Raw genomic sequence first — 16,169 nt, forward strand, 5'->3', positions numbered from 1 at the left:
GAAATCAGCAGGGATTGGTTTAAGGTGATGCCCATCACTTCCCGGTAGTCTGCCGATGAAGCAAAAATTTTCTGAGACATTCCATGAATAAAACCGATGAACTCCGCACTGCGCGCATTGACAGCCTGGTTACGCCGGCTGAACTGGCCCAGCGGCATCCTGTTTCCGCTGCCGTTGCGGAACACGTGACGGCCTCACGCCGCCGCATAGAAAAAATCCTTAATGGTGAAGACAAGCGTCTTCTGGTGGTGATTGGTCCCTGCTCCATCCACGATCTGGATGCCGCGATGGATTATGCAAAACGGCTTCAGGGCCTGCGGGATAAGTATCAGCACCGCCTTGAGATTGTTATGCGCACCTACTTTGAAAAACCGCGGACCGTGGTGGGCTGGAAAGGGCTGATCTCCGATCCTGACCTCAACGGCAGCTATCGCGTGAACCACGGCATCGAGCTGGCGCGGAAGCTGCTTTTGCAGGTCAACGAGCTGGGCGTGCCGACGGCAACCGAGTTTCTCGATATGGTGACCGGGCAGTTTATCGCCGATCTGATCAGCTGGGGCGCAATTGGCGCACGCACCACCGAAAGCCAAATCCACCGCGAGATGGCCTCCGCCCTCTCCTGCCCGGTCGGCTTTAAAAACGGGACCGATGGCAACACCCGTATTGCGGTTGATGCCATCCGCGCTGCCCGTGCCAGCCATATGTTCCTGTCGCCGGATAAAAGCGGTCATATGACCATCTACCAGACCAGCGGTAACCCTTACGGGCACATCATTATGCGCGGCGGGAAGAAACCCAATTACCATGCACAAGATATTGCGGCAGCCTGTGAAACGCTGGCCGAATTCGACCTGCCGGAACATCTGGTAGTGGATTTCAGCCACGGCAACTGCCAGAAGCAGCATCGCCGCCAGCTGGACGTCTGCGATGAGATCTGCCAGCAGATCCGCAGCGGCTCGACCGCCGTTGCCGGGATTATGGCCGAGAGCTTCATCAAGGAAGGCACGCAGAAAATCGTTGCCGGACAGCAGATGGTTTACGGCCAGTCGATCACCGACCCGTGCCTGAGCTGGGAAGACAGCGAGCTGCTGCTGGAGAAGCTGGCCGCAGCAGTAGATACCCGCTTCTGAAGCATGCGGGTCAGCCGGGTCACACCGCCTGACCCGGCTGAAAAAAATCCTTCAGCGTTTCCAGCAGGGCATGCGCCGCTTTTGAGAGCTGCGTGTGCCCGGGATGGATCGCCCCGATGCACTTTTCAATCGACGGGTTATCCAGCGGAATACAGACCGCGCCCAGCGCCGTCATCTGCGCCTCGCAGAGCGCCGGGACGGCACTGCCGCCCAGCCCGCTCGCGACCATTCGCCCGACCGTAACCAGCTGATGACTCTCCAGCGCCACGTCCAGCTTTCTGCCGCTTCGCGCCAGCTCCTCCTCCATCATCAGACGTACCGCCGAGGGGCGCTGCAGGGTGATGAAATCCAGCGTCAGCAGCGCTTCCCATGTCAGGCGCTTTTTGCCTGCCAGCGGGGAATCTTTCGGCACAATGGCTACAAACCTGTCGAGGCCCAGCGGCGTAAACAGCAGGTTGTGCGTGGGCGCGGGCTCAAAGGCGATACCCATCTCCACGCGCCCTTCCCGCACCATCTCTATCACCTGCTCGTTGATAACGTCATGCACGGTGACGTTAATCCCGGCATGACGATCGCGAAACGCTTTCAGCACCTCGGGCAGGACATTCGCGGCAAACGACGGCATGGCCGCAACCGAAATTTTACCGCGCTGCAGGGTAAAGCACTGGTGCATCGCCTCTTCGACGTTATCCCAGTCGGCAAGCAGCTGGCGCGCCATCGGCAAAAACGTCTCGCCCTCCTGCGTCAGCGCGACCTTGCGCGTGCTCCGCTGCAGCAGCGGTCCGCCGAGCGCGTCCTCCAGCGCTTTAATCGTCAGGCTCAGGGCCGGCTGGGAAAGATTCAGCCGTTCGCTGGCGTGCGCGAAATTGAGAGTGTGAGCTACCGCTAAAAACGCGCGTAACTGTTTGACACTCATTCTCATTTTTCACCTTGTTAACTAATTGAAAAAATTTAGTTAACAGGAAATTAATAAAAAAACCAAATGAGTGGGTCACAAATTCAAAATTAACAAATGAGTTGCCGCCCCTAATGATACCGCCACGGTTAAGAGGAGGAATGACGATGGCGGGACTGGATAAGCGCGTCGACAGCTATGCGCAGGCGCTGGATGGGCTGACGGACGGAATGACTTTGCTGGCGGGCGGCTTCGGCCTGTGCGGGATTCCGGAAAACCTGATAGCAGAGGTCAGACGCCGTCAGGTGAAAGATCTGACGGTGGTATCAAACAACTGCGGCGTGGACGGCTTCGGTCTCGGGCTTCTGCTTGAGACGCGGCAGGTTCGCAAAGTGGTGGCCTCTTACGTCGGCGAAAACGCGCTGTTCGAGCAGCAGGTGCTGAGCGGCGAACTGGAGATTGAACTCACGCCTCAGGGCACGCTGGCGGAAAAGGTGCGCGCGGGCGGTGCGGGTATCCCGGCATTTTACACGGCCACCGGCTACGGCACGCCCGTGGCTACCGGCAAAGACGTGCGCCAGTTTGCCGGTAAGCACTACATCCTCGAAGAGGCCATTACCGGTGATTTCGCGCTGATCAAGGGCTGGAAAGCGGACTGGTACGGCAACGTCGTCTACCGGCATACCGCGCAAAATTTTAATCCGCTGATGGCAACGGCGGGCCGGATAACGGTCGTCGAGGTGGAAGAGATTGTTCCCCCGGGCGAGCTGCCCCCGTCGTCCATTCATACCCCGGGCATTTACGTCGACAGGCTGATTGTCGGCCAGTTTGAAAAACGTATTGAACAGCGCACCCTGCGCGCGGAAGGAGTGTGACGATGTTAACCCGTGAACAGATGGCCATGCGCGTCGCCCGCGAGCTGCGCGACGGATATTACGTCAACCTGGGGATCGGTATTCCTACCCTGGTGGCGAACTACATTCCGGAAGGAATGGACGTGATGCTTCAGTCGGAAAACGGACTGCTGGGGATGGGCGCGTTTCCTGACGAAAAGAGCCTTGATGCGGACATGATCAACGCCGGTAAACAGACCGTGACCGCACGGACGGGCGCGGCCATTTTCGACTCGGCCCAGTCGTTTGCCATGATCCGCGGCGGCCATGTTGACCTGACTGTGCTGGGCGCGTTTGAGGTGGATGTCGAAGGCAATATCGCCTCGTGGATGATCCCCGGAAAGATGGTGAAGGGTATGGGCGGCGCGATGGATCTCGTCGCCGGAGCGCAGAACATCATTGTGGTGATGACCCACGCGTCGAAAAGCGGTGAGTCAAAGCTGCTGTCGCGCTGCACGCTGCCGCTCACGGGGGTGGGCTGTATCCGCCGGGTCTTAACCGACCTCGCGCTGCTCGAGATCGCGGACGGCGCGTTCATCCTGCGGGAATACGCCCCCGGCGTCAGTATCGATGAAATCGCGGCGAAAACGGCCGGGAAAATGATTGTGGCGGACGACGTTCGCGAGATGCGCTTTAGCTGAGGACTCACCATGAAAGAGGTCATGATTGTCGGGGCAACGCGAACCCCCATTGGCAGTTTTCGCGGATCGCTCGCGCCCCTCTCTGCGGCCGAGCTGGGAGCCGTCGCGGTTCATCGTCTGCTTGAAAGCAGCGGTCTTCCAGCAGAGACGATAGACGAGGTGATTTTCGGCCAGGTGCTGACGGCGGGATGCGGGCAAAACCCTGCGCGTCAGACGGCCATCGCCGCCGGGTTACCCGTCAGCACGCCGGCGACTACGGTCAACCTGGTGTGCGGCGCGGGCTTGAAAGCGGTGCAGCTCGCCGCGCAGGCGATCCGATGCGGCGACGCGGACGCGATTATCGCAGGCGGTCAGGAGAGCATGAGCAACGCCCCCTATCTACTGGACGGCGCGCGTTCAGGGCTGCGTTTTGGCCATACGGGCCTGCAGGACAGCATGATTACGGACGGCCTGTGGGATGCGTTCAACGATTACCACATGGGGATCACCGCTGAAAACGTCGCCCGGCAGTTTGGCGTTTCCCGCGAAGAGCAGGACGCCTTCGCTGCCCGGTCGCAGCAGAAAGCGGCTTCCGCCGCGGAAGCGGGTCGTTTTGACCCGGAGATTGCGCCGGTGACGGTGAAACAGGGTAAAAAGCCTCCGCTTATTGTCAGCCGTGACGAGCAGCCCCGGCCAGGCACCACCGCCGAGCAGCTTGCGCAGCTGCGCCCCGCCTTTTTGCAGGAGGAAGGCACGGTCACGGCCGGAAATGCCTCCACCCTCAACGACGGTGCCGCTGCGGTGCTGCTGATGAGCGGCGAAAACGCACGGGCGAGCGGACTGCCGATCCTGGGCCGCATCGTGAGTTACGCCGTGACGGGCGTTGATCCGGCGGTGATGGGCATCGGTCCGGTCAGCGCCTGCCAGACCGCGCTGGCACGAGCGGGCTGGACGCTCGATGACGTGGACCTCATTGAAGCCAATGAAGCCTTTGCCGCACAGGCGCTGGCAGTGGGCAAGCAGCTTGGCTGGGATGAGCGAAAGGTGAACGTTAACGGCGGCGCGATCGCCCTGGGTCATCCGATTGGCGCCTCCGGCTGCCGCATCCTCGTGACGCTGCTGTACGAAATGCAGCGCCGTGACGTTAAAAAAGGACTCGTCACCCTGTGCGTAGGCGGCGGGCAAGGCATCGCCCTCACCGTTGAACGTTAAGCATCTCGTTGGTACCCGAAAATAATTAAAGTGAGGAGTCGTAATGAGCGTGTTAATTGCCCTGGCGGCGCTGGGGCTGCTGATGCTGGCGGCCTATCGCGGATATAGCGTGATTTTGTTTGCGCCGATTGCGGCACTCGGTGCCGTACTGCTGACCGATCCGGGCGCCGTTGGCCCAACCTTTACCGGCCTGTTCATGGAAAAGATGGTGGGCTTCGTCAAGCTCTACTTCCCGGTGTTCCTGCTGGGTGCAGTGTTTGGCAAACTGATTGAGCTCTCCGGCTTCTCGCGATCCATCGTCGCCACCGCGATTCAGATCCTGGGCCGTCGCCACGCCATCCCGGTAATTGTCCTGGTATGTGCGCTGTTAACCTACGGCGGCGTGTCGCTGTTCGTGGTGGCGTTTGCGGTTTATCCGTTCGCCGCGGAGCTGTTCCGCCAGAGCGGTATCCCTAAACGGCTGATCCCGGCCACCGTGGCGCTGGGGGCCTTCTCGTTTACCATGGATGCCCTGCCCGGTACGCCGCAGATCCAAAACATCATCCCCACCAGCTTCTTTGGTACCAACGCCTGGGCCGCACCGTGGCTGGGGCTGTTCGGATCTCTGTTTATTATCGTCTTTGGCCTGCTCTGGCTGGAGCGCCAGCGTCGTAAGGCGCTCAGCAACAACGAGGGTTATGGCACGGATCTGAAAAATGAACCGGAGACGCCGGACAACATTAACCTCCCTCACCCGCTGATTGCTATCTCCCCGCTGCTGGTGGTGGGCATACTGAATCTGCTGTTTACCCGCTGGATCCCCGGCTGGTACGGCACGACCCACGAGCTGACCCTGCCCGGTCTGGCGAAACCGATTGTGACCGAGGTGGGCAAGATCACCGCCATCTGGGCCGTTGAAGCGGCGCTGATCGCCGGTATCTTGCTGGTGCTTATTTTTGGCTTTCGCAACATCCGGGGGCGTCTGGCGGAAGGCAGCCGGACCGCGGTGAGCGGCGCCATTCTTGCGGCGATGAATACTGCCTCGGAGTATGGTTTCGGCGCGGTTATCGCCGCCCTGCCCGGTTTTCTGGTGTTATCCCACGCGCTGGCGGCTATTCCGAATCCGCTGCTGAATGAGGCCATCAGCGTGACGGTGCTTGCGGGGATCACCGGCTCGGCGTCCGGGGGGATGAGTATTGCGCTCGCCGCCATGTCCGACTCGTTTGTCGCCGCCGCCCACGCCGCCAATATCCCGCTTGAGGTGCTGCACCGCGTGGCTTCAATGGCGAGCGGCGGTATGGATACGCTGCCCCATAACGGCGCGGTGATTACCCTGCTGGCTATTACAGGCCTGAGCCATCGCCAGGCCTACGGCGGCATTTTCGCTATCACTATCATTAAAAGTCTGGCAGTGCTTTTTGTCATTGCCGTGTTCTATCTGACCGGCATTGTGTAAGGAGAGAAAGATGAATCTGAACGGTAAAACCGCCCTGGTCACCGGCTCGACCAGCGGCATTGGTCTTGGGATCGCCCGCGTACTGGCGAAGGCCGGGGCGCAGCTTATCCTCAACGGTTTCGGCGATAGCGAATCAGCAAGAGAAGCTATTGCGCACCTGGGCAAAAAGCCGGGCTATCACGATGCGGACCTGCGTGACGTGCTGGAAATTGAAGCTATGATGCGCTACGCCGAATCGCAGTTTGGCGGCGTGGACATTCTTGTTAACAACGCTGGCATACAGCACGTGGCGCCGGTTGACGCGTTTCCGGTAGAGAAATGGAACGACATTATCGCCATTAACCTCTCGTCGGTGTTTCACACCAGCCGGCTGGCGCTCCCTGCCATGCGCGAGAAAAACTGGGGGCGCATCATTAATATCGCCTCCGTTCACGGGCTGGTCGCGTCAAAAGAGAAGTCGGCCTACGTTGCTGCCAAGCACGGCGTGGTGGGCTTTACGAAATCGCTGGCGCTGGAAACCGCGCGCACCGGCATTACCGCCAATGCGATCTGTCCCGGCTGGGTACTGACGCCGCTGGTGCAACAGCAAATCGACAAGCGTATCGCCGACGGCATTCCGCCGGAGCAGGCTCGGGAACAGCTTCTGGGGGAGAAACAGCCTTCGGGCGAGTTTGTTACCCCGGAGCAGCTGGGCGAACTGGCGCTGTTTTTGTGCAGCGACAGCGCCGTTAACGTTCGCGGCGCCGCGTGGAATATGGATGGCGGCTGGGTCGCGCAGTGATGTTCAGGCCGGGTAAGGCAAAGCCGCCTCCCGGCAAAAAATCTCTAGCTTGAGCAACTGACCTCCAGCCGCTTGCCCCAGTCAGGTGGGCGGCTGATGTAATCATCATCACGGTCGGCAAACGGCGTGCGCAGCGCCACGTGCAGACGGTGTAACTCGTCGTACTCGCCCTGCTCCGCCTGCTCAATCGCCCGCTGCGCCAGCCAGTTGCGCAACACCATCGCCGGGTTCGTGGCGTTCATCTGCGTCTGGCGAGTCGCATCATCTACCTCTTCCTGCTGCAGCCGCGCGCGGTACGATGCAAACCAGTCGTCAAACGCCTGTCTGTCAATAAACTCATCGCGCAGAGGCGAGGCGGCGCTGTGCTGCTCCGTCTGCCCCAGCATCCGGAAGGTGCGCGTATAATCGCTGCCCTCGCGCGCCATCAGGGCAAACAGGCCATTGAGGATGTCGTTATCGCCCCTCTCCTGCGTCACCAGCCCCAGCTTGTTGCGCATCAGCGTGCCATATTCCCACAGTAATATGTCCTGATAGCTGTCGAGCGCATCATTCAGGGCATCAACGTCGATAAACGGCGACAGGGTTTGCGCAAGCCGCTGCAGGTTCCACAGGCCCACCGCGGGCTGATTGTCAAAGCTGTAGCGCCCCTGATAGTCGGAGTGGTTGCAGATATACCCCGGCTGATAATCGTCCAGGAAACCAAACGGGCCGTAGTCGAAGGTCAACCCGAGAAGCGACATGTTGTCCGTATTCATAACGCCATGGGCAAAGCCTACCGTTTGCCAGCGGGCAATCAGGGTTGCGGTACGGGCCACCACATCCCTGAACCAGAGCACGTATTTATCCGCCTCGTCCATCAGATGCGCCCAGTGGTGGCGAATGGCAAAGTCTGCCAGCTGGCGCACCTTTTCCGGCTCGCGACGATAGTAAAAGTGCTCAAAATGACCGAAGCGCAGATGGCTTTGCGCGATACGCATCAGCATTGCGCCCTTTTCCACGGTTTCGCGCACAACCGGCGTATCGCTGGTAACGATCGACAGCGCGCGGGCGGTGGGGATCCCCAGGGCATGCATCGCTTCGGAGCCCAGGCATTCGCGGATCGTTGAACGCAGAACCGCACGCCCGTCGCCCATTCGCGAATAGGGCGTCAGGCCCGCGCCTTTCAGGTGCCAGTCAACCGTTTCTCCGTTGGAAAGCCGTTGTTCACCGAGCAGGATCCCCCTGCCGTCGCCCAGTTGACCCGCCCAGACGCCAAACTGATGTCCGCTATAAACCTGCGCCAGTGGTTGCATTCCGGCGAGTAACGTTTCACCTCCCCAGACGCCAGCGCCCTCTGAACGCTGAAACAGCTCAGGCGGAATGGCCAGTTCTTCTGCCAGCAAATCGTTATGCCAGATAAGGCGTGAATTTTGTAACGGTGTTGGTTTGAGTGCGGTGTAAAAGCCGGGCAACTCGTCATGCCATTGAGCAGTAAAAGACAGGGTCATAGGTCCTCCTGCTTTTAGTGTAGAGGGTTTACCCGGACTTAAACACGGGCGAAAGCAAGGGTTATCGCTGCTGAACCAGCGTTGTAACGTGCTCGGCAGAGACGGCTGGCCAAAGTGCGCCCTGCATGGCGCCAAAATTGAAGGACAACACGCGTTGCAACAGGCTGTGATCGTCAATGCCCGAGACGATCACTGACTGGCAATGCGGTGTGATTTGCCAGAGGATGGCGCGCATAAAAGGCTCAAAAGAGAGCTCCGGTGCGCGCTGCTGAATGAATCCTTTATCGAGGATTACCCGTTTAAATAATCCATCATAGACAGCTTTGAGCGAGGCGGCGCCTGCGCCAAAGTTTGCCAGCACCAACGGGAAATGGATTGCCATTCTCGCCAGCTGCAGATCGTCCTTGCCGTTATTTAAACCTGGATAATTCTCATTAACAGTAAACTCAAGAAACGGATAACGCTCAAGAATTGAAACAGCGTTTCCATTACTTAATAAAAATTCAACTATTGCAGGTGTAATATTGATCCATGCAATTAACTGATGCTGAATAAAAAACAGTTTACAGGTATCAAGCAATTGCAGTTTTTCGTTAAAAAGCACTAACTCTTCAGCTGCTGAAAGCCGAGGGATAACGAGTTCAGTGGGGATCCTCACATCGCTGCCGACGCCAGTAAAGTTAACCAGAACCTCTAAACCTTTAAGCTCCCCTGCGCTATTACGGGCGGGCAGAAGCAGCAGTTCAGACTGGTAAGCATTATCTAGCGTAATAATCATTGCACTCGCTCCGCATTAAAGATGAGAGAGGACATCCTGGAGCAATTGCCGACACAATTCCACTGTCTTGATTTTAATAAGAATAATTTCATTAGTTCCGTATTTATTTTCAGATTTATCCCTGAATCTAAAATAATTTTATCCTGGTTGCAAAATAATAGCCAGTTTTAGATAAAACAGACACATGCAGGATTCGGTAATTTTAGATAAATTTAACTTTAAGCATCTTATTTGAGAAAAAACGGCATGATTTATTAGTTACCATGCCGCCATAAGAGAAGTTTCTGACAAAGACTATATACGTCGTGCCTGCCAGAAATTTTTACGCCAGTAAACATTATCAAGAGAAGAACGCATCACGCCGCGGCTGGTCGAGGCGTGAATGAACTGATTGTCTGTATCATAAATGCCCACGTGCAGACCACTTTCACCCGAGCCGGTTTTGAAGAAAACCAGGTCCCCGGGCAGTAGATCGTCTTTATCAATTTCAGTACCAATTTCGGCCTGCTTGCGCGTTTCGCGAGGAAGCTGTAAATCAAACTTGTCGCGAAACGTCATCAGAACGAAGCCGGAGCAATCTACGCCGCCGCGGCTCATGCCACCGTAGCGATAAGGCGTACCGCGCCAGTTGCTCAGCTGGTCGTTGAGGCTGGCAATGACGGTGATCGAATCTGAAAGCCGTGGGTTAGGCGGCGGCGCACGATGGCTACTGCATCCCGCAAGAAAGAGTGCGGCCATCAGGATAAACCAGAATCGCATTTTCAGACGAATCCTCTGCTTTTTTTGTTCTTTTCGTAATTTAGCGTGCAATTGTGCTAAGAGGCAAGAAACGGTTACGTTTGCCCGGTAGAAATCAGCATCTTATGTCCCTCTATATCCAGCCTTCGGAACGACATGTTGTATGCGCGGGCAAGATGGGGCGGCGTAAGCACCTGATCCCGAGTACCGCTGGCGACCATCTTTCCCTGCGACAGTAGCCACACCCGGTGGGCATGACGCAGCGTGTGGTTGAGGTCATGACTGCTCATCACCACGGCGATGCCTTGTCGGCTCAGGGCGCTTAAAAGCGTATCCAGTGCTGCCTGCTGCGCCACATCCAGACCGCTCATGGGTTCATCGAGAAGCAGCATCCGCCCGTGAGGATTGCCTGCCGGGTGGATCTGAAGGATGACAGCCGCAAGTCGCACCCGCTGCCACTCTCCGCCGGAAAGCTGGCTGGCGTGCCGGGATAGTTTATCTTCCAGCCCGAGGGCCGCGGCCACGTCAGTCAGCAGTGCTGTATGTTGTTTGTCGTGCAAATGCAGCATCAGATAATGCCAGACCGGCATCGCAAAGGGCGGCACCTGCTGCTGCACGAGGTAACTGCGCCGATGCGCCAGCGAGACCGGTGACCAGTCGGCGAGCGTATGCTCAAGCAGCGTTATCTGCCCTTCTCCGTCAGTCATGCCTGCCATCCGTGCCAGCAGCGTGCTCTTTCCTGCGCCGTTCGGCCCGACAAGATGCAGGATTTCTCCCGCATTGACGGCGCCGGTTATCGGCTCCAGACGTCCCTTCTCGGCAACGTCCATGAGCTGCATAAGCAAAGACATTATTTCGCCAGCGCCAGCTTGATCGATTCCATGACGATCGGATCCTCAGGGGTCATATCGGGCGAAAAACGCTGAACGACCTGGCCATCGCGACCAATCAGGAATTTTTCAAAATTCCACAGGATATCGTCCGGGTAAAGCGGCGCGCGGCCTTTGCTGGCCATGCGTTCATAAAAACCGCTTCCTTCAGGCGCAACGGCCTTCGGCGCGGCGGCGATCAGCTTCGCATACAGCGGATGGCGGTCTTCGCCGTTGACATCGATTTTGCTGAACATCGGGAACGTCACGCCATAGGTGGTGCTGCAGAAGGTTTTAATCTCTTCTTCGCTGCCCGGCTCCTGGCCCAGGAACTGGTTGCACGGGAAGCCCAGCACGGTAAAACCGTCTTTCTCCCAGGCCTTCTGAATATTTTCCAGCTGCTCGTACTGGGGCGTCAGGCCACATTTGGATGCCACGTTGACGATCAGCAGCACGTTTCCTTTGTAGCGTTCCAGCGTGGTTTTATCGCCATCAATGGTGGTCACTTCAGTATTCAGGATATCTGACTGCATAGCATTTCCTCAGGTTGTCGATTTAACGTCCAGCTTTTAATAGTAGCCAGATAAATACCGGCGCGCCCAGCGTGGCGGTCACCACACCAATGGGCAGCTCTGCGGCCGTCAGGGCAAGCCGGGCGATGACGTCGGCCACCAGCAGCGTGACGGCCCCGGCAACCGCCGAGGCCGGAAGCAGGGTTCTGTGGTCCGTGAGGCCACACAGACGCAGCATGTGCGGGATCACCAGCCCGATAAAACCGATCGCGCCCGCCAGAGCCACGCTGACGCCGACCAGCCAGCCAATGGCTATTACCAGCACATTGCGCCAGAATCCAATCGGCATACCGAGCTGGCGGGCAGAGGTTTCACCCAGCGCGAGCATATTCAGCGGCTGCGCCTGCAGGGCAGCCCACACGATGACCGGTACCAGCAGCGCCATCAGCCAGCCCTGGTGCCAGTCAACGCCGCCAAAACCGCCCATCATCCAGTACATGAGCTGTCGCAGGTCAAAGGATGTTGAGAAGTAGACCGCCCAGGTCATCAACGCGCTACAGATGATCCCCAGCGCCACGCCGGCAAGCAGCAGACGGCTGGTCGATAAGTGCCGTCTGGCGAAACGAAGAAGGATCGCTGTGATCAGCAGTGCACCGAGAATAGCGCTCAGGCTAATACGCCATCCCGAGAGTTCTCCTCCTCCCAGCATTACCGCCGCAATCAGGCCTACGCCCGCTCCGTTCGACACGCCGAGCAGCCCCGGCTCCGCCAGAGGGTTATCAAACAACGCCTGCATTATGGTGCCGCATAGCGCCAGCGCGGCACCGACCAGTACCACCGCGACGGTGCGCGGCAGGCGAATTTGCCAGACGAAGAGCTGCCCGTCAGGCCCCCACCAGCTTTCAGGCCCAATCCATCTGTCGCCCGCGCAGAGGCTCACGCCCGCGGAGGCAATGAGCAACAGCACCAGCAAAAGCAGGTGACGCCGATCGGAACGGTGCTGGTGATGGGCATAATCAAGCATGTGTACGGTTTTAGTAGCGTGAGATGTAATTGATTTTACGGCGGGTTTGCCGAAGAGCGCAAAGAAAAAAGGCCGCATGGGCGGCCTTTTTAGTTAGTTCATATTACTCTGCTTTAGGCGTTGCGTTTTCGACACGGCTTTTTAACTTCTGGCCGGGTCTGAAGGTCACCACGCGGCGGGCTGTAATGGGAATATCTTCCCCCGTCTTCGGGTTGCGGCCCGGACGTTGGTTTTTGTCTCGCAAATCAAAATTGCCAAAACCGGAGAGTTTTACCTGCTCACCATTTTCCAGAGCACGACGGATCTCTTCGAAAAACAGCTCTACCAGCTCTTTGGCATCCCGTTTGCTAAGCCCAAGCTTATCAAACAGATATTCTGACATTTCAGCTTTTGTAAGCGCCATAGGTTCAATCCCTCAATGATGCCTGGAATCGCTCTTTTAATGCCTCTACACATTTGGCGACGGTAGCGGCAATCTCCTCTTCTTCGAGTGTACGGCTGGTATCCTGAAGGATAAGGCTAATAGCGAGGCTCTTGAAACCTTCTGCTACGCCCTTGCCGCGGTACACGTCAAATAAGTTTACGCCAACTACCTGATTTACGCCAACTTTCTTACATTCGGCCAAAATATCTGCTGCAGGCACATTTTCCGCGACCACAACCGCGATATCACGGCGGTTTGCCGGGAAGCGGGAGACGTCCTGAGCCTGAGGAATCACGCGGTCAGCCACCGGGTTCCATTCCAGCTCGAACACGATGGTACGGCCGTTCAGATCCAGTTTACGCTCCAGCTCAGGGTGAACAACCCCAATAAAACCAACGCGTTTGCCGTCTAAATAGATGGCAGCGCTCTGGCCCGGATGCAGGGCCGGGATGGCTTCTGCGCGGAATTCAATTTCAGATAATTTACCGGTCAGATCCAGAATCGCTTCCAGATCGCCCTTCATATCGTAGAAATCAACCGTCCCTTTTGCCAGGTCCCAGTGCTCTTCATAGCGGTTACCGCTGATGGCGCCGGCCAGCATGAGATCCTGACGGATGCCTAAATTTGCCTGATTATCCGGTACAAAGCGCAAACCGCTTTCGAAAATGCGCACGCGGTTTTGCTGACGATTCTGGTTATAAACGATAGTACCCAGCAGGCCCGTCCACAGGGACAGACGCATCGCGGACATTTCGCTGGAGATTGGGCTTGGCAGGATCAGCGCTTCCTTGCCCGGATGGATCAGTTGCTGCAGTTTTGGATCAACAAAGCTGTAGGTGATCACTTCCTGGTAGCCTTTGTCGTTCAGCATGGTTTTCACACGCTTCAGGGACAGGTCGGCTTCACGGTGGGTGCCCATCACCAGACCTGCCTGCACAGGCTCGTCAGGGATGTTGTTGTAGCCATAAACACGGGCCACTTCTTCCACCAGATCTTCTTCAATTTCCATGTCGAAACGCCATGACGGCGCAACGGCTTTCCATTCGTCCTGGCCTTCGGTTACTTCACAGCCCAGACGCTTCAGGATATCGGTCACCTGCGCATCGGCAACGTGGTGACCAATCAGACGATCCAGCTTGCTGCGGCGCAGGGTGATGGTCGCACGCTTCGGCAGCGTCGCCTCGTTGGTGACGTCGATGACCGGGCCCGCTTCACCGCCGCAGATGTCGATCAGCAGGCGGGTCGCACGTTCCATCGCTTTATACTGCAGCGCCGGGTCAACACCGCGCTCGTAGCGGTGAGAGGCATCGGTATGCAGGCCGTGACGGCGTGCGCGACCGGTGATGGAGAGCGGGCTGAAGAACGCACATTCCAGCAGCACGTTTTGCGTCTCGTCGTTGACGCCCGAATGCTCGCCTCCGAAAATACCGCCCATTGCCAGCGCCTTGCTGTGGTCAGCAATCACCAAAGTGTCGGCGTTCAGTTTCGCTTCGCTGCCGTCCAGCAGAACCAGGGTTTCGCCCTCTTTCGCCATGCGCACAACGATGCCGCCGTCGATACGATCTTTATCGAACGCGTGCATTGGCTGGCCCAGCTCCAGCAGGACGTAGTTGGTCACGTCGACCACGGCGTCGATAGAGCGAATACCGCAGCGGCGCAGCTTCTCTTTCATCCACAGCGGAGTTGGCGCTTTCACGTTGATGCCTTTCACCACGCGACCGAGGTAGCGCGGGCAGGCATCCGCAGCGTCAACCTGAATAGGCAGCACGTCACTGATGGTCGCTTCAACCGGCGCGATCTCCGGCGCGTTCAGTTCGGTCTGGTTCAGCACGGCCACGTCGCGCGCCACGCCGATGATACCTAAGCAGTCGGCACGGTTTGGCGTGACGCTGATTTCAATAGTGTTGTCGTCAAGCTTCAGGTATTCACGGATATCGGTGCCGATTGGCGCATCCAGCGGCAGCTCGATGATGCCGTTGTGATCGTCGGAAATACCCAGCTCGGAGAAGGAGCACAGCATGCCTTCAGACGGCTCGCCGCGCAGCTTAGCCGCTTTAATTTTGAAATCGCCCGGCAGTACCGCCCCGACGGTCGCCACGGCCACCTTCAGGCCCTGACGGCAGTTTGGCGCACCGCAGACGATATCCAGCAGACGGTCACCGCCCACGTTCACTTTTGTCACGCGCAGTTTGTCAGCGTTAGGGTGCTGGCCGCACTCTACCACTTCGCCGACGACCACGCCGTTGAAGGCACCGGAAACCGGCTCAACGCCGTCTACTTCCAGACCCGCCATGGTGATCTGGTTAGAAAGCGCGTCGCTGTCCAGCGTGGTGTTCACCCACTCGCGTAACCACAGTTCACTGAATTTCATTGTTCTGTCCTGCCCTTATTTAAACTGTTTGAGGAAACGCAGATCGTTTTCGAAGAATGCCCGTAAATCGGTCACACCGTAGCGCAGCATGGTCAGACGCTCCATGCCCATACCGAAGGCAAAGCCGGAGTAGACTTCCGGATCGATACCTACGTTGCGCAGCACGTTTGGATGCACCATGCCGCAGCCCAGCACTTCCAGCCACTTGCCGTTTTTGCCCATCACGTCAACTTCCGCAGACGGTTCGGTGAACGGGAAGTAGGACGGACGGAAACGAACCTGCAGATCTTCCTCAAAGAAGTTGTTCAGGAAATCGTGCAGCGTGCCCTTCAGGTTGGTGAAGCTGATGTTTTTATCAACAATCAGGCCTTCCATCTGGTGGAACATTGGGGTGTGGGTCTGATCGTAGTCGTTACGATAGACGCGGCCCGGCGCGATAATACGGATTGGTGGCTCTTGCTCCTTCATGGTACGGATCTGAACGCCGGAGGTCTGAGTACGCAGCAGACGCGTTGCGTCGAACCAGAAAGTGTCGTGGTCAGCGCGTGCCGGATGATGGCCAGGAATGTTCAGGGCGTCGAAGTTGTGGTAATCATCTTCGATTTCCGGGCCAGTCGCCACGGTAAAGCCGAGCTCACCGAAGAAACTTTCAATGCGATCGATGGTGCGGGTAACCGGGTGCAGACCGCCGTTCTCGATGCGGCGACCCGGCAGAGAGACGTCGATCGTCTCTGCGGCCAGACGCGCATTCAGCACAGCGCTTTCCAGCTCGGCTTTACGTGCGTTAAGCGCCTGCTGTACCTGCTCCTTGGCTTCGTTAATCACCGCTCCCGCTGCCGGACGTTCTTCTGGCGGCAGCTCACGCAGGGTTGTCATCTGAAGGGTCAGGTGCCCTTTCTTCCCAAGATATTCGACGCGGACATTGTCTAACGCGGCAACATCTGAGGCCTGATTAATGGCGGCTGTTGCACTGGCAACCAGCTCTGCGAGATGTGACATG

16 protein-coding genes are annotated in these 16,169 nt (G+C 57.7%); 6 read left to right on the top strand and 10 right to left on the bottom strand.

The window, feature by feature from the left end:
* Positions 1–83 precede the first annotated feature (83 nt).
* Entirely contained in the window at positions 84–1,130 is a 1,047-nt protein-coding gene (gene aroH / locus USH94_RS10705; protein ID WP_008500645.1) for a 3-deoxy-7-phosphoheptulonate synthase AroH, read from the top strand.
* 19 nt (positions 1,131–1,149) lie between these two features.
* Here the strand turns inward: aroH and USH94_RS10710 are convergent, their stop codons facing one another.
* Positions 1,150–2,052 carry a LysR family transcriptional regulator gene (locus USH94_RS10710; protein WP_181574048.1) on the bottom strand — a complete coding sequence of 301 codons (903 nt, stop codon included), beginning with the start codon at positions 2,050–2,052 and terminating at the stop codon, positions 1,150–1,152.
* 140 nt (positions 2,053–2,192) lie between these two features.
* On the opposite strand from USH94_RS10710, the gene USH94_RS10715 reads away from it, so the two are divergent.
* From USH94_RS10715 to USH94_RS10735, 5 genes are read left to right on the top strand one after another with little or no spacing between them, the layout of a single operon-like run.
* Positions 2,193–2,900 carry a CoA transferase subunit A gene (locus USH94_RS10715; protein ID WP_111965623.1) on the top strand — a complete coding sequence of 236 codons (708 nt, stop codon included), beginning with the start codon at positions 2,193–2,195 and terminating at the stop codon, positions 2,898–2,900.
* 2 nt (positions 2,901–2,902) lie between these two features.
* Entirely contained in the window at positions 2,903–3,559 is a 657-nt protein-coding gene (locus USH94_RS10720) for a CoA transferase subunit B (protein ID WP_111965622.1), read from the top strand.
* Positions 3,560–3,568: 9 nt separating this feature from the next.
* The gene (locus tag USH94_RS10725; RefSeq protein WP_111965621.1) at positions 3,569–4,750 is read left to right on the top strand and encodes an acetyl-CoA C-acetyltransferase; all 1,182 of its coding nucleotides are present in this window, start codon (positions 3,569–3,571) and stop codon (positions 4,748–4,750) included.
* A 43-nt stretch (positions 4,751–4,793) separates the two neighbouring features.
* Positions 4,794–6,185 carry a GntP family permease gene (locus tag USH94_RS10730; RefSeq protein WP_111965620.1) on the top strand — a complete coding sequence of 464 codons (1,392 nt, stop codon included), beginning with the start codon at positions 4,794–4,796 and terminating at the stop codon, positions 6,183–6,185.
* A 10-nt stretch (positions 6,186–6,195) separates the two neighbouring features.
* A complete protein-coding gene (locus USH94_RS10735; protein ID WP_111965619.1) occupies positions 6,196–6,966 on the top strand; it encodes a 3-hydroxybutyrate dehydrogenase in 771 nt (256 codons plus the stop codon).
* Positions 6,967–7,010: 44 nt separating this feature from the next.
* Here the strand turns inward: USH94_RS10735 and selO are convergent, their stop codons facing one another.
* The 9 genes from selO to pheS all read right to left on the bottom strand — a co-directional run bounded on the left by selO (position 7,011) and on the right by pheS (position 16,168).
* A complete protein-coding gene (gene selO, locus USH94_RS10740) occupies positions 7,011–8,453 on the bottom strand; it encodes a protein adenylyltransferase SelO (RefSeq protein WP_111965618.1) in 1,443 nt (480 codons plus the stop codon).
* A gap of 61 nt (positions 8,454–8,514) precedes the next feature.
* A complete protein-coding gene (locus USH94_RS10745; protein WP_111965617.1) occupies positions 8,515–9,231 on the bottom strand; it encodes an EAL domain-containing protein in 717 nt (238 codons plus the stop codon).
* Between the two features lie 294 nt (positions 9,232–9,525).
* The gene (locus tag USH94_RS10750) at positions 9,526–9,990 is read right to left on the bottom strand and encodes a C40 family peptidase (protein ID WP_111965616.1); all 465 of its coding nucleotides are present in this window, start codon (positions 9,988–9,990) and stop codon (positions 9,526–9,528) included.
* Positions 9,991–10,064: 74 nt separating this feature from the next.
* Entirely contained in the window at positions 10,065–10,820 is a 756-nt protein-coding gene (btuD, locus tag USH94_RS10755; RefSeq protein WP_111965615.1) for a vitamin B12 ABC transporter ATP-binding protein BtuD, read from the bottom strand.
* Positions 10,820–11,371, bottom strand: a complete 552-nt coding sequence (locus USH94_RS10760; protein WP_111965614.1) for a glutathione peroxidase — start codon at positions 11,369–11,371, stop codon at positions 10,820–10,822. The genes btuD and USH94_RS10760 overlap by 1 nt, the downstream gene beginning before the upstream one ends.
* Positions 11,372–11,393: 22 nt before the next feature.
* Positions 11,394–12,374: a vitamin B12 ABC transporter permease BtuC gene (gene btuC / locus USH94_RS10765; protein WP_111965766.1), complete on the bottom strand. Its 981-nt coding sequence runs from the start codon at positions 12,372–12,374 to the stop codon at positions 11,394–11,396.
* Positions 12,375–12,477: 103 nt separating this feature from the next.
* Entirely contained in the window at positions 12,478–12,777 is a 300-nt protein-coding gene (ihfA, locus tag USH94_RS10770; RefSeq protein ID WP_003857805.1) for an integration host factor subunit alpha, read from the bottom strand.
* A gap of 4 nt (positions 12,778–12,781) precedes the next feature.
* Complete coding sequence (pheT, locus tag USH94_RS10775; protein WP_111965613.1) at positions 12,782–15,169, bottom strand: phenylalanine--tRNA ligase subunit beta; 2,388 nt, start codon at positions 15,167–15,169, stop codon at positions 12,782–12,784.
* Positions 15,170–15,184: 15 nt separating this feature from the next.
* Entirely contained in the window at positions 15,185–16,168 is a 984-nt protein-coding gene (gene pheS / locus USH94_RS10780) for a phenylalanine--tRNA ligase subunit alpha (protein WP_020884406.1), read from the bottom strand.
* Between the last annotated feature and the right edge of the window lies 1 nt (position 16,169).

This window comes from Enterobacter sp. 148H3 (genome assembly GCF_034107425.1).
Classification (GTDB): domain Bacteria; phylum Pseudomonadota; class Gammaproteobacteria; order Enterobacterales; family Enterobacteriaceae; genus Enterobacter; species Enterobacter vonholyi.

Bases quoted from the DNA above. Each gene is read 5' to 3' on its own strand.
- pheS (WP_020884406.1), bottom strand. From the start codon at position 16,168: ATGTCACATCTCGCAGAGCTGGTTGCCAGTGCAACAGCCGCCATTAAT.
- USH94_RS10720 (WP_111965622.1), top strand. From the start codon at position 2,903: ATGTTAACCCGTGAACAGATGGCCATGCGCGTCGCCCGCGAGCTGCGC.
- USH94_RS10725 (WP_111965621.1), top strand. From the start codon at position 3,569: ATGAAAGAGGTCATGATTGTCGGGGCAACGCGAACCCCCATTGGCAGT.
- USH94_RS10760 (WP_111965614.1), bottom strand. From the start codon at position 11,371: ATGCAGTCAGATATCCTGAATACTGAAGTGACCACCATTGATGGCGAT.
- USH94_RS10735 (WP_111965619.1), top strand. From the start codon at position 6,196: ATGAATCTGAACGGTAAAACCGCCCTGGTCACCGGCTCGACCAGCGGC.
- selO (WP_111965618.1), bottom strand. From the start codon at position 8,453: ATGACCCTGTCTTTTACTGCTCAATGGCATGACGAGTTGCCCGGCTTT.
- aroH (WP_008500645.1), top strand. From the start codon at position 84: ATGAATAAAACCGATGAACTCCGCACTGCGCGCATTGACAGCCTGGTT.
- pheT (WP_111965613.1), bottom strand. From the start codon at position 15,169: ATGAAATTCAGTGAACTGTGGTTACGCGAGTGGGTGAACACCACGCTG.
- btuD (WP_111965615.1), bottom strand. From the start codon at position 10,820: ATGTCTTTGCTTATGCAGCTCATGGACGTTGCCGAGAAGGGACGTCTG.
- btuC (WP_111965766.1), bottom strand. From the start codon at position 12,374: ATGCTTGATTATGCCCATCACCAGCACCGTTCCGATCGGCGTCACCTG.
- USH94_RS10750 (WP_111965616.1), bottom strand. From the start codon at position 9,990: ATGCGATTCTGGTTTATCCTGATGGCCGCACTCTTTCTTGCGGGATGC.
- ihfA (WP_003857805.1), bottom strand. From the start codon at position 12,777: ATGGCGCTTACAAAAGCTGAAATGTCAGAATATCTGTTTGATAAGCTT.
- USH94_RS10715 (WP_111965623.1), top strand. From the start codon at position 2,193: ATGGCGGGACTGGATAAGCGCGTCGACAGCTATGCGCAGGCGCTGGAT.
- USH94_RS10730 (WP_111965620.1), top strand. From the start codon at position 4,794: ATGAGCGTGTTAATTGCCCTGGCGGCGCTGGGGCTGCTGATGCTGGCG.
- USH94_RS10745 (WP_111965617.1), bottom strand. From the start codon at position 9,231: ATGATTATTACGCTAGATAATGCTTACCAGTCTGAACTGCTGCTTCTG.
- USH94_RS10710 (WP_181574048.1), bottom strand. From the start codon at position 2,052: ATGAGAATGAGTGTCAAACAGTTACGCGCGTTTTTAGCGGTAGCTCAC.